The following is a 16,612-nucleotide window of genomic DNA, read 5'->3' on the forward strand; positions in this document are numbered from 1 at the left end:
GGGTGTCTGGCTGTTGACTCGGCCTGGTGGGGTCACGGTTCTGTCAGGCCCCGCCAGGAATCGACACGCGAGACTGTACGGAGTCGACGGCGGGGTTTCCTTGGAAGAGTTCGTAGGGTCGGTACATGACCGTTGTGGACCAGATCCCGAGCGAGCCCGCTGACGCCCGTGGCCGTGTGGCCGAGCTGCACGAGCTGCGCGAGCAGGCTCGGCGTGGCCCGAGTGACCGAGCGACCGAGGCCCAGCACGCCAAGGGCAAGCTGACCGCTCGTGAGCGCATCGAGCTGCTGCTCGACGCCGGTTCCTTCCAGGAGGTCGAGCAGCTCCGCCGGCACCGCGCCAGCGGCTTCGGCCTGGAGACCAAGAAGCCGTACACCGACGGTGTCATCACCGGCTGGGGCACGGTCGACGGCCGCACGGTCTTCGTCTACGCGCACGACTTCCGGATCTTCGGCGGCGCCCTCGGCGAGGCCCACGCCACCAAGATCCACAAGATCATGGACATGGCCATCGCGGCCGGTGCCCCGCTGGTCTCCCTGAACGACGGCGCCGGCGCCCGCATCCAGGAGGGCGTCTCCGCCCTCGCCGGCTACGGCGGCATCTTCCAGCGCAACACCCGCGCCTCGGGCGTCATCCCGCAGATCTCGGTGATGCTCGGCCCGTGCGCCGGCGGCGCGGCCTACAGCCCCGCCCTCACCGACTTCGTCTTCATGGTCCGCGAGACCTCGCAGATGTTCATCACCGGCCCGGACGTCGTCAAGGCGGTCACCGGCGAGGAGATCACCCAGAACGGCCTCGGCGGCGCGGACGTGCACGCCGAGACCTCCGGCGTCGCGCACTTCGCGTACGACGACGAGGAGACCTGCATCGCCGAGGTGCGCTACCTCCTGTCGATGCTCCCGCAGAACAACCGCGAGAACCCGCCGACCGTCGCCTCCGAGGACCCGGCCGACCGCCGCTCGGACGTGCTGCTCGACCTCGTGCCCGCCGACGGCAACCGCCCGTACGACATGCACAAGGTCATCGAGGAGCTCGTCGACGACGGCGACTACCTGGAGATCCACGAGCGCTGGGCCCGCAACATCATCTGCGCCCTCGCCCGGCTCGACGGCCAGGTCGTCGGCATCGTCGCCAACCAGCCCCAGTCGCTGGCCGGCGTGCTCGACATCGAGGCCTCCGAGAAGGCCGCCCGCTTCGTGCAGATGTGCGACGCGTTCAACATCCCGATCATCACTCTTCTGGACGTACCCGGCTTCCTGCCCGGCGTCGACCAGGAGCACGGTGGAATCATCCGCCACGGCGCGAAGCTGCTCTACGCGTACTGCAACGCGACCGTGCCCCGGATCTCACTGATCCTGCGCAAGGCGTACGGCGGCGCCTACATCGTCATGGACTCCCAGTCCATCGGCGCCGACCTGACGTACGCCTGGCCCACCAACGAAATCGCGGTGATGGGTGCCGAAGGCGCCGCCAACGTGATCTTCCGCAAGCAGATCGCGGAGGCCGCGGACCCCGAGGCCATGCGCGCGCGCATGGTCAAGGAGTACAAGGCCGAGCTCATGCACCCGTACTACGCCGCGGAGCGCGGCCTGGTCGACGACGTCATCGACCCCGCCGAGACCCGCGAGGTACTCGCCAAGTCCCTCGCGATGCTCCGCACCAAGCACGCCGACCTGCCGTCCCGCAAGCACGGCAACCCGCCTCAGTAAGAGGAGCCCACCGAAGTGACCACGCCTGCCACAGCCAACCTTCTCCGCGTCGAGAAGGGCCACGCCGAGCCCGAGGAGCTGGCCGCGATCACCGCGGTCCTGCTGGCCCGTGCCGCCGCCCAGCCCGACGAGCACGCGACCTCCGCCCACCACGGCCGCTCCACGGCCGGCTGGCGCCGCCTGGAGCGCGAGAACGGCTTCCGCGCCCCGCACAGCTGGCGCTGACCATCGCACACCGAAAGGGCCCCCGGGAGACCGGGGGCCCTTTCCGTGTACCCGGACACGGCGAAGGCCCCGGACACGGACTCGCGCCGGACACGGCGAAGCCCCGTACACCGCGAACGGCGTACGGGGCCCGCATACCTTCTCGGCCCGTCGGGACGGTTACCGCAGGCGCGCCATGAGGGCGTGCTCGACCAGCGTGATGAGCGCGCTCTTGGCGTCCGCGCGGTGGCGGGCGTCGGTGGTGATGATCGGGGTGTCGGGACCGATCTGGAGGGCCTCGCGGACCTCCTCCGGGTTGTACGGCTGGTGTCCGTCGAAGCCGTTGAGGGCGATGACGAAGGGGAGGCCCGAGTTCTCGAAGTAGTCGACCGCGGGGAAGCAGTCGGCGAGTCGCCGGGTGTCGACGAGGACGACGGCGCCGATGGCGCCGCGGACGAGGTCGTCCCACATGAACCAGAAGCGGTCCTGGCCGGGCGTACCGAAGAGGTACAGGATCAGGTCCTGGTCCAGCGTGATGCGGCCGAAGTCCATGGCGACAGTCGTCGTCGTCTTGTCGCCGGTGTGGGTGAGGTCGTCGATGCCCGCGGAAGCGGACGTCATGACGGCCTCGGTTCGCAGCGGGTTGATCTCCGAGACCGCGCCGACGAACGTGGTCTTGCCCACGCCGAAGCCACCCGCCACCACGATCTTCGCGCTGGTGGTTGAACGGGCCGCGCCGCCGTTAGAGCTTGCGAAGTCCACTGAGCACCCTTTCGAGCAGTGTCACGTCTGGCTGACCGCCGGCGGCCTCGTCGCCGCCGGGCTGGTGGATGGCGACAAGTCCGGCCTCCGCCAGGTCGGCGACGAGAATCCGGGCAACGCCGAGGGGGATGGAGAGAAGGGCCGAGATCTCCGCGACCGACTTGATCTCGAAGCACAGTCGGCAGATCCGCTGGTGCTCGGGCAACTGCCCCTGCAGCCGGGACGGATCGGCCGTCGTGCTGACCAGTGCCTCGATGGCGAGCTGGTAACGCGGCCGGGTCCGGCCGCCGGTCATCGCATACGGACGTACGAGCGGGTTGTGCCCGCCCGAGCCGCCCTGACCACCCGACCGGTGGCCCGGCGCGGTGGACGCGCTCGGGCTGCCGGCGGCGGAGGGCTGAGGCTGCGGCTGCTGCTGGTAGGGCTGAGGTACGCCCTGTCTGCTCGGCGTGGAGGGAAAGTTGAACCGGTTCTGCGCAGGGTCGCCCAGCGGCGCGCGGTGCGCGTCGAAACCGTTGTAGGGGCTACTGCCCGGGGGTGTTCCCACGTCTCCTCCTCCGACTGCCTCGCGGCTCCATGTCCCTTGGAACCGCGCCACCGCACCCTACGGTGCGGTGACGAGAAACGCACTGTCTGTCTGTTAGTTGAGAAGACTTCCCTGAAGCTCCGCCCGGAGGTCAGGAGTCAGGACGCTTCCCGCACGGTCGACCAGCAGTGCCATCTCGTAGCCCACCAGACCGATGTCGGCCTCCGGGTGGGCGAGCACGGCCAGCGAGGAACCGTCGGAGACCGACATGATGAAGAGGAAGCCGCGCTCCATCTCCACCACGGTCTGGTTGACCGCGCCGCCCTCGAAGATGCGGGACGCGCCCGCGGTCAGCGAGGTCAGTCCGGAGGCGACGGCCGCCAGCTGGTCGGCACGGTCCCGGGGGAACCCCTCGGACATCGCCAGCAGGAGTCCGTCGGCGGAGACCACCACCGTGTGGGACACCCCGGGGGTGTTGTCCACGAAGTTGGTGATCAACCAGTTCAGATTCTGCGCCGCCTGGCTCATCGGGCTCACACTAACGCTCCTGGTTGTAGGTACTACCCGGGCCGAGGCCCGATCCGTTCGTGTCCGTCCCCGCGTTGCGTCCCTGCTGGACACCGCGGCGCAGGTTGCTCAACCTGCCCCGCACGTCCTCGGGTGCGCGGGAGACCTGGGGGCCGCCCTGCGGGGTGTGCTCCGCCGATCCTTCGACCAGGTTGGCCTTGGGGACCCGCCGGGGAAGACCGGAGGGGGTGACCCCGCCCGCCTTCGGATCGCGGAGCTTCTCGGCCCGGGACCAGCGCTCGTCATTGGCGGAGCGCCAGTCCTCGGTGCCTTCTGCTTGGTCGGCGGCCGGCTGCGCGGGCTGGGCCGGCGCCGCGGGCTGCTGCGTCGCCCGCGGGGTCTGCGGCGCCTGCGGGGCGACGCTGCCGCGGCGCGGCAGACCGGCGTCGGTCAGTGCGTGGCCGGCGTCCGGGGTGGGACTCTGCGTGGGACCCGGACGGTCGAAGCCTACGCGCTCGGGGGCCTGTTCGGGAGCGGCCTGGACAGATTCCGATTCGGTCCCGAACTGCTGCGCGTAACCGTTCTGGTAGGCCGTCTGCTGAGCCCAGTCACCCTGGTGGGGCTGGGGTTCGTAGCTGTTCTCGTACGCCGTCCGGCCACCGGCCTGACCGTCGTACGCGGCTTCCGCATACGCCTGGTCCTGGTAGCCGTCGACCGGCTGTGCGTAGCCCTGCTGGGACTGCTGGCCCTCGTAACCCTGCGGGGCGTAGCCGAAGCCGTTCTGCTCCTGCGGGTACTCGGCGGGGTAGCCGGCGTTCGGGTACTCGGCGTTCGGGTACTCCGCGGCGTACGGCTGGGCCTGCGCCTGCGCCTGCTCCTGCGGCGCGAAGCCCTGCTGCGCGGCGGCGTCGGCCTCGTCCCGGTACAGCGGGTGGTCCCCGCCCTGCACCTGGGCCTCCAGCGTCGCGCGGCGCTCCTCGCGCTGCAGCGAGCGGTTCACCGGGTCGAGCTGGTGCTCGTCGGCCGGCTCCTCGTAGCGGGAGTCGTCGAAGCCGAGCTCGGCGGCGGTCCGCATCGGCTGCAGCTGCTGCTGCGGCGCCTCGAAGGCCGAGTGCTGCTGCTGCGGGATCATCTGCGAGACGGTGAAGTCGTCCTGCAGCGGCTGCTCGCCGCCACCACCGTGCGTGATCGCGTCCGGCAGCATGACCAGCGAGGTCGTGCCGGCCTGCTCGCCCGAGGGGCGGAGCTGGACGCGGATGCCGTGCCGGTCGGCGAGGCGGCCGACCACGAAGAGGCCCATGCGCTGCGAGACGGCGGCGTCCACGGTCGGCGGGTTGGCCAGCTTGTGGTTGATGTCCGCGAAGTCCTCGGCGGTGAGGCCGATGCCCTTGTCGTGGATCTCGACCATCACGCGGCCGTCGGGCAGCCGGGTGGCGGTGACGCGGACCTTGGTCTGCGGGGAGGAGAAGGTGGTGGCGTTCTCCAGGAGCTCGGCGAGCAGGTGCACGAGGTCGGTCACGGCCTGGCCGTGGATCTCGGCGTCCGGCACGCCGGCCAGCTCGATGCGCTCGTACTGCTCCACCTCGGAGGAGGCGGCGCGCATGACGTCGACCAGCGGGACCGGCTGGTCCCAGCGGCGGCCGGGCTCCTCGCCGGCGAGGACCAGGAGGTTCTCGCCGTTGCGGCGCATACGGGTGGCCAGGTGGTCCAGCTTGAAGAGGTTCTCCAGCTGGTCCGGGTCGGCCTCGTTGTTCTCCAGGTCGGTGATGAGGGTCAGCTGGCCCTCGATGAGCGACTGGTTGCGGCGCGACAGGTTGGTGAAGATCGCGTTGACGTTGCCCCGGAGCATGGCCTGCTCGGCGGCGAGCCGGACGGCCTCGCGGTGCACCTGGTCGAAGGCGCGGGCGACCTCGCCGATCTCGTCCTGGGAGTCGATCGGGATGGGCTGCACGCGGGTGTCGACCCGGCCGGGCTCGGTACGGGACAGCTGGTCGACCAGCATCGGCAGGCGCTGCTCGGCGATGCCGAAGGCCGCGGTGCGCAGCTCGCGCATCGAGCGGCTCATCTGCCGGGCCATCATCCCGGCCAGGATGAAGGCGGCGAGCAGGGCGATCACGACGATGCCACCGTTGACGTACGCGTCGGTCTGGGCGTCGTCGGAGATGTCGGCGGCCTCCGTCACGGCCTTGTCGACGAGCTCCTTCTCGACCTCGGTGTAGCCGTCGAACTTGCCGGTGGAGACGGCCAGCCAGGTCTCGGGCGTGATGCCCTGGCCCTTGAGGTCGGCGAGCGCCTCGGGGTCCTTGGCGGAGCCGATCAGCTGGGCGACGCCGGTGTAGACGGAGTCGTCCTTGCCCTTGGGCAGCTCGATGCCGGCGCCCGCCATCTTCTTGGCGCCGTCGGCGGCCTTGCCCGCCATGACCTGCTTCAGCCGCTCGACGTCGGCCTCGGTGCCACCGGACTGGAACTCGCCCAGGGCGATCTGCTCCAGATAGTTGTACGAGTTGAACGCAACCGACTGCTGCGCGAAGACGTCGTCCTTCTTGCTGGGACGCACGAGGAGCTGGGTGCCGATCGACCGCTGGAGCGACTCGGCGGCCTTCGCGAGCTGGATCGCGTAGACCGTACGGCCGTAGCTGGTGATGTTGCCGGTGCCCAGACCGAGCTCGTTGGAGAACTCCATCAGGTAGTGCTGGATGCCGGTGTAGCCGAGCTGGGTGTTCACCGGGTCGAGGGAGCGCGTGTAGGCGATCTTGCGCAGCCCCTCCAGCTTGGGCTCGGAGTCCCGGAACAGCTTGAGGCGCCGCTCCAGGCCCTGCCCGCTGGGCATGTTCTTGACGGCCTCGTCGAACTTGACCTTGGCGGCGTCGGTGGCGGCGTACGTCTGGGCGACCTCGTCGCTCTGACGGTCCTCGGCGGTCTTGGCGCTGAGCAGGGGAGCGGCGGTGAGGTCACGCTCGTTGAGCAGCGCCTGGCCGTACTCCGAGGCGGCGCGCACGATGAGCGCCGTCTTCTCGGCGTCCTGCGCCTCCTGCCAGGTGTCGATGGACGCCTTCACCTGGAAGCCGCCCATGACCAGGCCGACGAGGACGGGTATGAGCAGGATCGCGTTCAGCCTGGTGGGCACACGCCAGTTCCGCGGGGACAGCTTGCTGGTGCTGCCCTTGCGGCTCGGGGCCGGGGGCGTCACGGGCTCGTCCGCGGGCGACATCGCCGCGCGCGACGGCGGCGTGAAGTTGCCCCGCGTCTGCTGCTCCGCGGAGCTTTCCTTGCTTCGCCTCACTCGACCAACAACCTCTCGGCGTCGGCACCTACGTTGTGCCGGTGTTTCGTTCAGGGCCGTACTACTCGGGAGTTCATGAATTGCAGCACGTGAAGGGGGTCCCTTCCAAACAGTGCGAAGCAGCCGGTTTTTGGGCCTCACGCCAGAGATAAAACGGGCATAAAGAGCGAGCCCCGCCAAAAGGCGGGGCTCATGTGAGCGCAGCGGCACCGATCGGATGCGTCGGGTGTCCGAGGCGCCCCAATTCTCTGTCGAAATGTTATGAACTCGGGGGTGGCCGTGTCGAAGGACACAGACCGCCCCCAAAACCTCTACGACAACTTCCGTATATCGACTTCTACTTGAGGTGTACTACTTCAGCCGGGCCATGAGGGCGTGCTCGACCAGCGTGATGAGCGCGCTCTTGGCGTCCGCGCGGTGGCGGGCGTCGGTCGTGATGATGGGAGTGTCGGGACCGATCTGGAGGGCCTCGCGGACCTCCTCCGGGTTGTACGGCTGGTGTCCGTCGAAGCCGTTGAGGGCGATGACGAAGGGGAGGCCCGAGTTCTCGAAGTAGTCGACCGCGGGGAAGCAGTCGGCGAGTCGCCGGGTGTCGACGAGGACGACGGCGCCGATGGCGCCGCGGACGAGGTCGTCCCACATGAACCAGAAGCGGTCCTGGCCGGGCGTACCGAAGAGGTACAGGATCAGGTCCTGGTCCAGGGTGATGCGGCCGAAGTCCATCGCCACCGTCGTGGTGGTCTTGCCCCCGGTGTGGGTGAGGTCGTCGATGCCCGCGGAAGCGGACGTCATGACGGCCTCGGTTCGCAGCGGGTTGATCTCGGAGACCGCGCCGACGAACGTGGTCTTGCCCACGCCGAAGCCACCCGCCACCACGATCTTCGCGCTGGTGGTCGAGCGGGCCGCGCCGCCGCCGTTAGAGCTTGCGAAGTCCACTGAGCACCCTTTCCAGGAGCGTCACGTCCGGCGTGCCGCCGGCCTCTCCGTTGCCCGGCTGGTGGATCGCCACCATGCCCGCCTCCGCCAGGTCGGCGACGAGGATGCGGGCCACACCGAGCGGCATCGACAGGAGCGCCGAGACCTCGGCCACCGACTTCACCTCGCGGCACAGGTGGCAGATCCGCTGGTGCTCGGGGAGCAGGGTGGCCAGATGCGCCGGGTCGGCCGTGGTGCTGACCAGGGCCTCGATGGCGAGCTGGTAGCGCGGCCGGGTCCGGCCGCCGGTCATCGCGTAGGGGCGGACCAGCGGCTGGTCGCCTTCAGCTCCGTACCCCTCGTCGAGCGAGGCGCCATACGGATCGTGAGAGGCGGGGGGCGGGGTCATGAATCCTCCGGGCGTGACAGCAGAAGGTTCTGCCGTCTGATGGGGCCGGTGGGGGGCCGGGTGGGGCGGCCGGACGATGAACGGTCCGGGGGCGGCGCGGAGGGGCGCGCCGCCCTGCGGTCGGTCTTGTACGGAGTGCGAGGTCGGTACCCGCTCAGTGGAGCAGGCTGCCCTGGAGCTCGGCACGCAGGTCCGGGGTGAGGACCGTGCCGGCCCGGTCCACGAGGAGCGCCATCTCGTAGCCCACGAGGCCGATGTCGCACTCGGGGTGCGCGAGCACGGCCAGCGAGGAACCGTCGGAGACGGACATGAGGAAGAGGAAGCCGCGCTCCATCTCCACCACCGTCTGGGCGACGGGGCCCCCCTCGAAGATCCGGGACGCTCCCGCGGTCAGCGAGGTCAGTCCGGACGCGACCGCCGCCAGCTGGTCGGCGCGGTCACGGGGGAAACCTTCGGACATGGCAAGGAGCAGACCGTCGGCGGAGACCACCACTGTGTGGGACACCCCGGGGGTGTTGTCCACGAAGTTGGTGATCAACCAGTTCAGATTCTGCGCCGCCTGGCTCATCGCGCTCAACTAACGCTCCTGCTGGTGGGTCGGACCGACGTGGTGGGAACCCGTGGTCGAGTTGCCTGCCTGTCGGCCCTGCTGGATACCGCGGCGCAGATTCGTGAGCCGGCCGCGGACGTCGTCGGGTGCACGGGAGACCTGGGGGCCGGCCGACTGGGCCTGCTCCTGGGCGGTCCCGGGCACGAGGTTGGCACGCGGCACCCGCCGCGGCAGCCCGGAATCGGTGACACCGCCGGCCGCGGGCTTGCGCACCCGCTCGGCCTGGCGCACCAGTTCGTCGTTGGGCGAGGTGCGCCACGCACCGCCGCCGCGCTGCTGCTGTGCCTGCTGCTGCGTCGGCTGCGGACCCTGCTGCTGCGGGGCCGCGGTGACGGGCTGCTGGGGTACGGCCGGGGCCTGCTGCAGGGGCTGCGCGGGCGCCTGGCCCGGTGCCTGACCCTGCGGCTGGCCCGGGACCTGGCCCTGCTCCTGGCGGAACCAGTTGGTCTCCAGCGTGTCGTACAGCGGGGTACGCCCGTCACCGGAGCTCGGCGCCGGCGGCAGGGCCTCCGGCTGGCGCGGCTGCTGGAGCTGCGGCTGCTGGGGCCGGCCCTGCTGCTGGTCCTGCGGCTGCCGGTGCGGGGCCGGGGCCTGCGGGGCCTGCTGCTGGTGCCGGCCCGGCGGGACCTGCTGCGGGGCCTGGGCCTGCGGGACGAACGGCTGCTGGCCGTACGCCTGCTGCTGCGGCCGGCCCTGGGGGGCCTGCTGCTGCGGGGCACCGAAGTCGGGGCGCGGGAACTGCGCGGTGGACGCCGGGTCCTGGGCACCGCCCTGGTAGCCCTGCGGCACCTGGTGCTGCGGGGCCTGCGGCTGCGGGGCACCGAAGTCGGGGCGCGGGAACTGGCCCGTGGAGCCGGGGCCCTGCGGGGCGCCGGGCTGCGCGTAGCGGCCCGTGTTCTCCGGCTCCTCGTGACCGCGCGGCGCGTCGAGCGGCGTCATGTCCTGCTGCGGCCTGCGGACCGGCTGCGCCGGGTCGTTGCCCCAGCTGGTGGTCTGCGGGCGCTGCGGCTGCGGGTTGCCGCCCGGCAGCTCGGCGCGCGGGAAGCCGTTCTGTCCCGGCTGGGGCTCCTGCGGAGCCTGCTGCTGGGGAGCCTGGCCGGTCGGCTGGCCGCCCCAGACGTCCGTACGGGACGGGATCGCGCTCTGCGCGCCGCCGACGAAACCGCCGGGGGCGCCCTGGCCCGGACGCTGCTGCGGCTCGGGCCGCTGCGGCTCCTGCGGGACCTGGGGCAGCTGCGCCGTCTGCGGGCCCTGCGCCTGCGCGGGCAGCGGGCTGCGCTCCTGGAACAGGTTCGGACCCTGCGGACCGCCCTGGCCCTGCGGACCGTTGGGGCGCTGGGCGCCGTCCCGGCCGGGCAGCGCGGTGCGCGGTCCGGCTCCGGCGTTGAGCCGCCCGCCGGGAGCGCCCGGGGCACCGCCCGGACGACCGCCGGGGGCACCGGGGCCACCGGCCGCGCCGGGACCGCCGGTCAGCAGACCGCCGGGGGCGGACTGGCCCTGCGGCATGGCGCCCTGGCCGCCGGGGCCGGGCTTCGGCGCGGGCTTCTTGCCGCCGTGGGCGACGTCGACCGGGAGCATGACGAGCGCGGTGGTGCCGCCCGAGTCGGACGGGCGCAGCTGGATCCGGATGCCGTGTCGCAGGGACAGGCGGCCGACCACGAACAGACCCATGCGGCGGGAGACCGAGACGTCCACGGTGGGCGGCGAGGCGAGCCGCTCGTTGATCGCGGCGAGGTCCTCGGGGGAGAGGCCGATGCCGGTGTCGTGGATCTCGACGAGCACCCGGCCGTCGGGCAGGGCGTGACCGGTGACCTTGACCTTGGTCTGCGGGGAGGAGAACGAGGTGGCGTTCTCCAGCAGCTCGGCGAGGAGGTGCACGAGGTCGTTGACGACCCGGCCGGCGACCTCGGTCGCGGGGACCGAGGCCAGTTCGATGCGCTCGTACTGCTCCACCTCGGACGCGGCGGCGCGCAGGACGTCGACGAGCGGGACCGGGCGGGTCCAGCGACGCCCCGGCTCCTCGCCGGCGAGGACGAGGAGGTTCTCGCCGTTCCGGCGCATACGGGTCGCGAGGTGGTCCAGCTTGAAGAGCGAGGACAGCTGGTCCGGGTCGGCCTCGCGGGACTCCAGCTCGGAGATGAGCGAGAGCTGACGCTGGATGAGGCCCTGGGAACGGCGCGAGAGGTTGGTGAACATCGCGTTGACGTTGCCCCGGAGGAGGGCCTGCTCGGCGGCGAGGCGGACTGCCTCGCGGTGCACGTCGTCGAAGGCCGCGGCCACCTGGCCGATCTCGTCCCGGGAGTGCACACCGACGGACTCGACGGAGGTGTCGACGTCCTGCGGGTCCGACTCGGAGAGCTGCTTGACCAGCTCGGGCAGGCGTTCCTGGGCGACCTTGGTCGCGGTGTCCTGGAGCCGGCGCAGCGAGCGGATCATGGACCGGGCCACGACGAAGGCGCCGACGAGGGAGACGCCGAGGACGAGGAGGATCAGCGCACCGTTGATGATGGCGTCGCGCTGCGACTCCTGGCGCAGCTCACGGGCCTTGCTCTCCATCTCGCCCAGCAGCGTGGCCTCGATGGTGTTCATGGCCTGGATCTTCGTGCCGTACTCGTCGGTGAAGTTCAGGTGACCGCGCTTGACGCGGTCGGACATCCCGCGGTCCGACTGAAGCACCCGCTCGGTGTACTTGTCGGCCGCCTCGATGGACGGGTTGCCGCTGGTCAGGGAGCCGGTCAGCTCGTCCGCGTTCCCGCCGGTCGACTCGTAGATCGACTGGAAGGTCTTGAGCTCGACGCCCTCACTGTTGAGGGCGGCTTCGCCGTAGAGGCGGTCGCCGAGCTGGAGGCTGCCGGACTTGCTGTCGCTGGAGGGCAGCGCGGCGGCGATGATCGCCTGCTGGATGGAGGCGTACTCCTTGGCGGACGAGAACGCGGCGAGCGCACGGGTCCGCTTGATCATCTCCGGGTTGCTGGTCGCCTGCGCCATGTCCTGGGACAGGCTGAGCAGCGAGCGGATGAGGCGGCTGTAGGCCTCGACCGTCACCGAGTGGGCGATGTTCTTCTCGTACGCGGAGGTACGGATCGCACCGAGCTGGCTGACCTGCGAGGCGATCTGGCTGACGTTCTGCCGGATGCTGCGCAGCGACTCGTCGTCCTCGGTGGCCGGGATGTCGTTGGTCGCGTCGAGGAACGCCTTGTACGCGCGGTCGGTCGCCTTGCGCGGGTTGGAGATCTGGTAGTCGCTGACGGACTTGCCGTTGGCCAGCGGACCCGCCGACAGGTCGCGCTCGGCCTGCAGGGCCTGCGCGAAGTCGGTGGCCTCCTTGGTCAGCTTGGTGAGCAGCTGCATGTGGTCGAGCTGCTGCATGTCCTCGAGGGACTCGCTGATACGGATGCCGCCGAGGCTGGTGGCCGCGACCACGGGGAGGGTCAGCAGCGCCACCAGGCGGGTGGAGATGCGCCAGTTGCGCAGGGCTATTCGGGGCCCGACCTCGTTCTCCGTGCCCGCCTTGGGCAGCACGGTCTGCTCGGCGGACGGATCGGCGGCACCGCGCGCGGCGGTGTCGCTCTCGCCCTGTCCCGGGTTCGGGGAGTGCGGGGCGGTGGAGCCGTGCTGGGCTCCGGCACGCGGCTCCTGCTCCGCCGGAGCTTCCCCTCGGCCCTGCCGGGCCTGGGAAGAGCCCGTGCCATCCCTCTTGAAACGTCCCTGCACTAGCGTCGCAACCTCTGGACCAGGCGTCCTTCCGGGTGAACGGAGAGGACGGTGTCGGCTTCGTGGGGCGCAGGCGCGCCCCAGTGGTGGTCGTCGGTGACCGGCGCAGATCCCCCTTTCCCGCCACTCGGCCGGCGCTGCGTTGCGCCCTCCTGCGCGCCGGCTTGAAAACCCGTGGCGGTGCCGGAATTCCAGCACAGTGCCGGATCTCCAACAAGGGCTGTGGGGCGTGGCGCGAAGGGGATGACAACGTGTGAACGACGTGTCACCCCACGTAGAAGATGATCGGGGAGGAATCGGGCGTATCGCAGCGAAGGGGTGAGGTGGACGGGGTGTCCCAGTCGCCATGATCAGGAGCGGAATGGATCATTCAATGGCGGAATGTCCGTTTCGGTGACGACGTGTGGCGGTGCGTAATGCACCTTTTGCTCCCGTAGTGGTGAGCAAACTCACACGTAGTTCGTTGGATCCACCAGGCATTCGCAGGGAATTGCATGTTTAGCCTGACGCTTTACAAAATGGGTGCTCCACCCCGCCACTCCCCAGACAAGGGTCCGACACCGCGATGAACACGACGCCCGTACTCCGCACCACGGCCAACCCCCGCCGCGCCACCCTCGCCCACCTCGAGGACGCCGCCGAGCTCGGCCGCGGCGCCCAGCCCGAGTACGCCGTCCAGCTCCCGGGTCAGACGGCCAACCCGCGCCGCACCATCCTGATGACCGCCCCGGAGCCGTACCGCCCGGAGCGCTAGTCACCGGCCGGCCCGGCGGGAAACCCGCAGGGTGCGCCCCCTCGCCGCGTTAGCCTGGAGCGTCAGACTCCAGCCAGTAGCAAGTGAGGGGCGACAGCACTCGTGCGCATCGCCAGATTCTCCATCGACGGCAACGTCGCCTTCGGCGCGGTCGAGGGCGAAGGGACCGTCGAGTCCGGCGGCCTGGTCCTCGACATCATCAAGGGCATCCCGTACACCGACTTCGAGCTGAGCGGCACCAAGGTCCCGCTCAGCAAGGTGCGGCTGCTGCCGCCCGTGCTCCCCAACAAGGTCGTGGCCATCGGCCGCAACTACGCGGAGCACGCCAAGGAGCTCGGCAACGAGGTCCCCGAGGTTCCGGTGACCTTCTTCAAGCCCACCACCTCGGTCATCGGCCCCGGTGACGCCATCGAGTACCCCTCCTTCTCCGACGAGCTGCACCACGAGGCCGAACTGGCCGTGGTCATCGGCCGCATGTGCCGCGAGGTTCCCCGCGAGCGCGTCAAGGACGTCATCTTCGGCTACACCTGCGCCAACGACGTCACCGCCCGCGACGTCCAGAAGCGCGAGGCCCAGTGGGCCCGCGCCAAGGGCTTCGACACCTCCTGCCCGCTGGGCCCCTGGGTGGAGACCGACCTGACCCCGGCCGCCGCCGGCGACCTGACCGTCCAGGCCACCGTCAACGGCGAACAGCGCCAGCTCGGCCGCACGAGCGACATGATCCGCTCCATCGAGGACCTGGTCGTCCACATCACCGAGGCCATGACGCTGCTCCCGGGCGACGTCATCCTCACCGGCACTCCCGCCGGGGTCGGCCCCCTCAACGTCGGCGACGAGGTCGCCGTCACCATCGAAGGCATCGGCACTCTCACCAACAAGGTGATCAAGCGTGGCTAACGCGATCCGCGTCCGTTTCTGTCCCTCCCCGACCGGCAACCCCCACGTGGGCCTGGTCCGCACCGCCCTCTTCAACTGGGCCTTCGCCCGGCACAACCAGGGCACGTTCGTCTTCCGCATCGAGGACACCGACGCCGCGCGCGACTCCGAGGAGTCGTACCAGCAGCTGCTCGACTCGATGCGCTGGCTCGGCTTCACCTGGGACGAGGGCCCGGAGATCGGCGGCCCGCACGCCCCGTACCGCCAGTCCCAGCGCATGGACGTCTACCGCGACGTCGCCGAGCGGCTGATCGCCGGCGGCTACGCGTACGACTGCTACTGCACGGCCGAGGAGCTCGACGAGCGCCGCGAGGCCGCCCGCGCGGCCGGCCGCCCCTCCGGCTACGACGGTCACTGCCGCGACCTGACCGCCGAGCAGAAGCAGGCCTACGAGGCCGAGGGCCGCAGCCACATCGTCCGCTTCCGGATGCCGGACGAGGCGACCACGTTCACGGACCTGGTCCGCGGCGAGATCACCGTCCAGGCGGAGAACGTCACCGACTACGGCATCGTGCGCGCCAACGGCGCCCCGCTGTACACGCTGGTCAACCCGGTCGACGACGCCCTGATGGAGATCACCCACGTCCTGCGCGGCGAGGACCTGCTCTCCTCCACCCCGCGCCAGATCGCGCTCTACAAGGCGCTGATCGAGCTGGGCGTCGCCAAGGAGATCCCCGCCTTCGGTCACCTGCCGTACGTCATGGGCGAGGGCAACAAGAAGCTCTCCAAGCGCGACCCGCAGGCCTCCCTCAACCTCTACCGGGAGCGCGGCTTCCTCCCGGAGGGCCTGCTGAACTACCTGTCGCTCCTCGGCTGGTCCTTCTCGGCCGACCAGGACGTCTTCTCGATCGAGGACATGGTCGAGAAGTTCGACATCGCGGACGTCAACGCGAACCCGGCCCGCTTCGACCTGAAGAAGGCCGAGTCGATCAACGCGGACCACATCCGCATGCTCGACGTGAAGGACTTCGCCGAGGCCTGCGAGCCCTGGCTGGCGGCCCCGCACGCCAACTGGGCCCCCGAGGACTTCGACCGGACCGCCTGGGAGGCCATCGCGCCGTACGCCCAGACCCGGGTGACCGTCCTGTCGGACATCACGGCCAACGTCGACTTCCTCTTCCTCAAGGAGCCGGTCCTCGACGAGGCCAGCTGGGCCAAGGCCATGAAGGAGGGCTCCGACGCCCTCCTCGTGACCGCCCGCGAGAAGCTGGACGCGGCCGACTGGAGCGACCCCGAGTCCCTCAAGAACGCCGTCCTGACCGCCGGCGAGGCGCACGGCCTCAAGCTGGGCAAGGCGCAGGCCCCGGTCCGCGTCGCCGTCACCGGCCGCACGGTCGGCCTGCCGCTCTTCGAGTCGCTGCAGATCCTGGGCAAGGACAAGACCCTCGCCCGCGTCGACGCCGCCCTGGCGAAGCTGGCCGGCTGACACCCTTCCGCACGCCCACGGGGGCGGCGCCCGGATCCCCTCCGGCCGCCGCCCCCGCGGCGTTGCCGCACCGGGGGAGCCGAACCCCGCCGTCCGGCGGCCCGCCGGCGGTACGGTCGTCCCTATGGGCATCCGCGCGGTCCTCTGGGACATCGACGACACCCTCTTCGACTACGCCCGCGCCGACCACGACGGCATGAGCGCGCACCTCGCGGCCGAGGGCCTGGCCGGCGGATACGACTCCGTCGACCAGGCCCTCGGGCGTTGGAAGGAGCTCACGGAGCTCCACTGGCGCCGCTTCGAGGCCGGCGGGGTGGACTTCCTCGACCAGCGCCGCGACCGGGTCCGGGACTTCCTCGCGCTGCCGGGTCTGAGCTCCGCCGAGGCCGACGCCTGGTTCGAGCGGTACGTGGCCCACTACGAGGCCGCCTGGGGACTCTTCCCGGACGCCCTGCCCGTGCTCGACCTGCTCGCGGGGGAGTACCGGCAGGCGGTCCTGTCGAACTCCAGCATCCACAACCAGGAGCGCAAGCTGCGCCTGCTGGGCGTGCGCCACCGTTTCGAGGCCGTCCTGTGCGCCGCGGAGCTCGGTGTCGCCAAGCCGGCCGCCGAGGCCTTCCACGCCGCGTGCACGGCCCTCGGCCTGCCGCCGGGACAGGTCGCGTACGTCGGGGACCAGCCCGACATCGACGCCCGGGGCGCGGTCGAGGCGGGGCTGCGGGGCATCTGGCTGGACCGCGCGGACGCCGGCGGGAGACCCGAGCTGACCCGCATCACCGACCTCCACCAGCTCTCCCGCGTCCTGGGTGGGGATACGCGTTTTGGAGCACCGTCCACCTTCGGGTAATGTTCTTCCT

The 16,612-nt window shown here is 70.7% G+C and carries 14 protein-coding genes; 6 read left to right on the forward strand and 8 right to left on the reverse strand.

The genetic code is table 11. From position 1 onward, the window contains the following. The first annotated feature begins 125 nt into the window (after window positions 1-125). Entirely contained in the window at window positions 126-1,709 is a 1,584-nt protein-coding gene (locus OG309_RS26865; protein ID WP_329424526.1) for an acyl-CoA carboxylase subunit beta, read from the forward strand. A gap of 15 nt (window positions 1,710-1,724) precedes the next feature. Next, window positions 1,725-1,934, forward strand: coding sequence for an acyl-CoA carboxylase subunit epsilon (locus tag OG309_RS26870; protein WP_329424528.1), 210 nt, complete (start codon window positions 1,725-1,727; stop codon window positions 1,932-1,934). Between the two features lie 159 nt (window positions 1,935-2,093). Here OG309_RS26870 and OG309_RS26875 read toward each other — a convergent pair whose 3' ends face one another. The 8 genes from OG309_RS26875 to OG309_RS26910 form a co-directional block, all read right to left on the reverse strand. After that, window positions 2,094-2,675 carry a GTP-binding protein gene (locus OG309_RS26875; protein WP_046905430.1) on the reverse strand — a complete coding sequence of 194 codons (582 nt, stop codon included), beginning with the start codon at window positions 2,673-2,675 and terminating at the stop codon, window positions 2,094-2,096. Next, window positions 2,656-3,222 (reverse strand): DUF742 domain-containing protein, encoded by a 567-nt coding sequence (locus OG309_RS26880; protein WP_329424530.1) that lies wholly within the window; start codon window positions 3,220-3,222, stop codon window positions 2,656-2,658. Before OG309_RS26880 ends, OG309_RS26875 begins: the two co-directional genes overlap by 20 nt. 93 nt (window positions 3,223-3,315) lie before the next feature. Then, window positions 3,316-3,729, reverse strand: a complete 414-nt coding sequence (locus OG309_RS26885) for a roadblock/LC7 domain-containing protein (protein ID WP_053725133.1) — start codon at window positions 3,727-3,729, stop codon at window positions 3,316-3,318. A gap of 10 nt (window positions 3,730-3,739) precedes the next feature. Further along, window positions 3,740-6,991, reverse strand: coding sequence for a sensor histidine kinase (locus tag OG309_RS26890; RefSeq protein ID WP_329424532.1), 3,252 nt, complete (start codon window positions 6,989-6,991; stop codon window positions 3,740-3,742). 351 nt (window positions 6,992-7,342) lie between these two features. Then, window positions 7,343-7,927 carry a GTP-binding protein gene (locus OG309_RS26895; RefSeq protein WP_329424534.1) on the reverse strand — a complete coding sequence of 195 codons (585 nt, stop codon included), beginning with the start codon at window positions 7,925-7,927 and terminating at the stop codon, window positions 7,343-7,345. Then, a complete protein-coding gene (locus tag OG309_RS26900) occupies window positions 7,908-8,315 on the reverse strand; it encodes a DUF742 domain-containing protein (protein ID WP_329424536.1) in 408 nt (135 codons plus the stop codon). Before OG309_RS26900 ends, OG309_RS26895 begins: the two co-directional genes overlap by 20 nt. A 154-nt stretch (window positions 8,316-8,469) precedes the next feature. After that, window positions 8,470-8,883 (reverse strand): roadblock/LC7 domain-containing protein, encoded by a 414-nt coding sequence (locus OG309_RS26905; RefSeq protein WP_046905435.1) that lies wholly within the window; start codon window positions 8,881-8,883, stop codon window positions 8,470-8,472. A 9-nt stretch (window positions 8,884-8,892) separates the two neighbouring features. Next, window positions 8,893-12,639, reverse strand: coding sequence for a sensor histidine kinase (locus tag OG309_RS26910; protein ID WP_329424539.1), 3,747 nt, complete (start codon window positions 12,637-12,639; stop codon window positions 8,893-8,895). Window positions 12,640-13,204: 565 nt separating this feature from the next. Between OG309_RS26910 and OG309_RS26915 the strand changes: the two genes are divergently transcribed. From OG309_RS26915 to OG309_RS26930, 4 genes are all read left to right on the forward strand, one after another. Then, window positions 13,205-13,393 carry a hypothetical protein gene (locus OG309_RS26915; RefSeq protein ID WP_329424541.1) on the forward strand — a complete coding sequence of 63 codons (189 nt, stop codon included), beginning with the start codon at window positions 13,205-13,207 and terminating at the stop codon, window positions 13,391-13,393. Between the two features lie 102 nt (window positions 13,394-13,495). Beyond that, window positions 13,496-14,290 carry a fumarylacetoacetate hydrolase family protein gene (locus OG309_RS26920; RefSeq protein ID WP_329424543.1) on the forward strand — a complete coding sequence of 265 codons (795 nt, stop codon included), beginning with the start codon at window positions 13,496-13,498 and terminating at the stop codon, window positions 14,288-14,290. Then, window positions 14,283-15,755 carry a glutamate--tRNA ligase gene (gene gltX, locus OG309_RS26925; RefSeq protein WP_329424544.1) on the forward strand — a complete coding sequence of 491 codons (1,473 nt, stop codon included), beginning with the start codon at window positions 14,283-14,285 and terminating at the stop codon, window positions 15,753-15,755. The genes OG309_RS26920 and gltX overlap by 8 nt, the downstream gene beginning before the upstream one ends. Window positions 15,756-15,879: 124 nt before the next feature. Further along, window positions 15,880-16,602 carry an HAD family hydrolase gene (locus tag OG309_RS26930; protein WP_329424546.1) on the forward strand — a complete coding sequence of 241 codons (723 nt, stop codon included), beginning with the start codon at window positions 15,880-15,882 and terminating at the stop codon, window positions 16,600-16,602. Window positions 16,603-16,612 lie beyond the last annotated feature (10 nt).

This window comes from Streptomyces sp. NBC_01268 (genome assembly GCF_036240795.1).
Classification (GTDB): Bacteria; Actinomycetota; Actinomycetes; order Streptomycetales; family Streptomycetaceae; genus Streptomyces.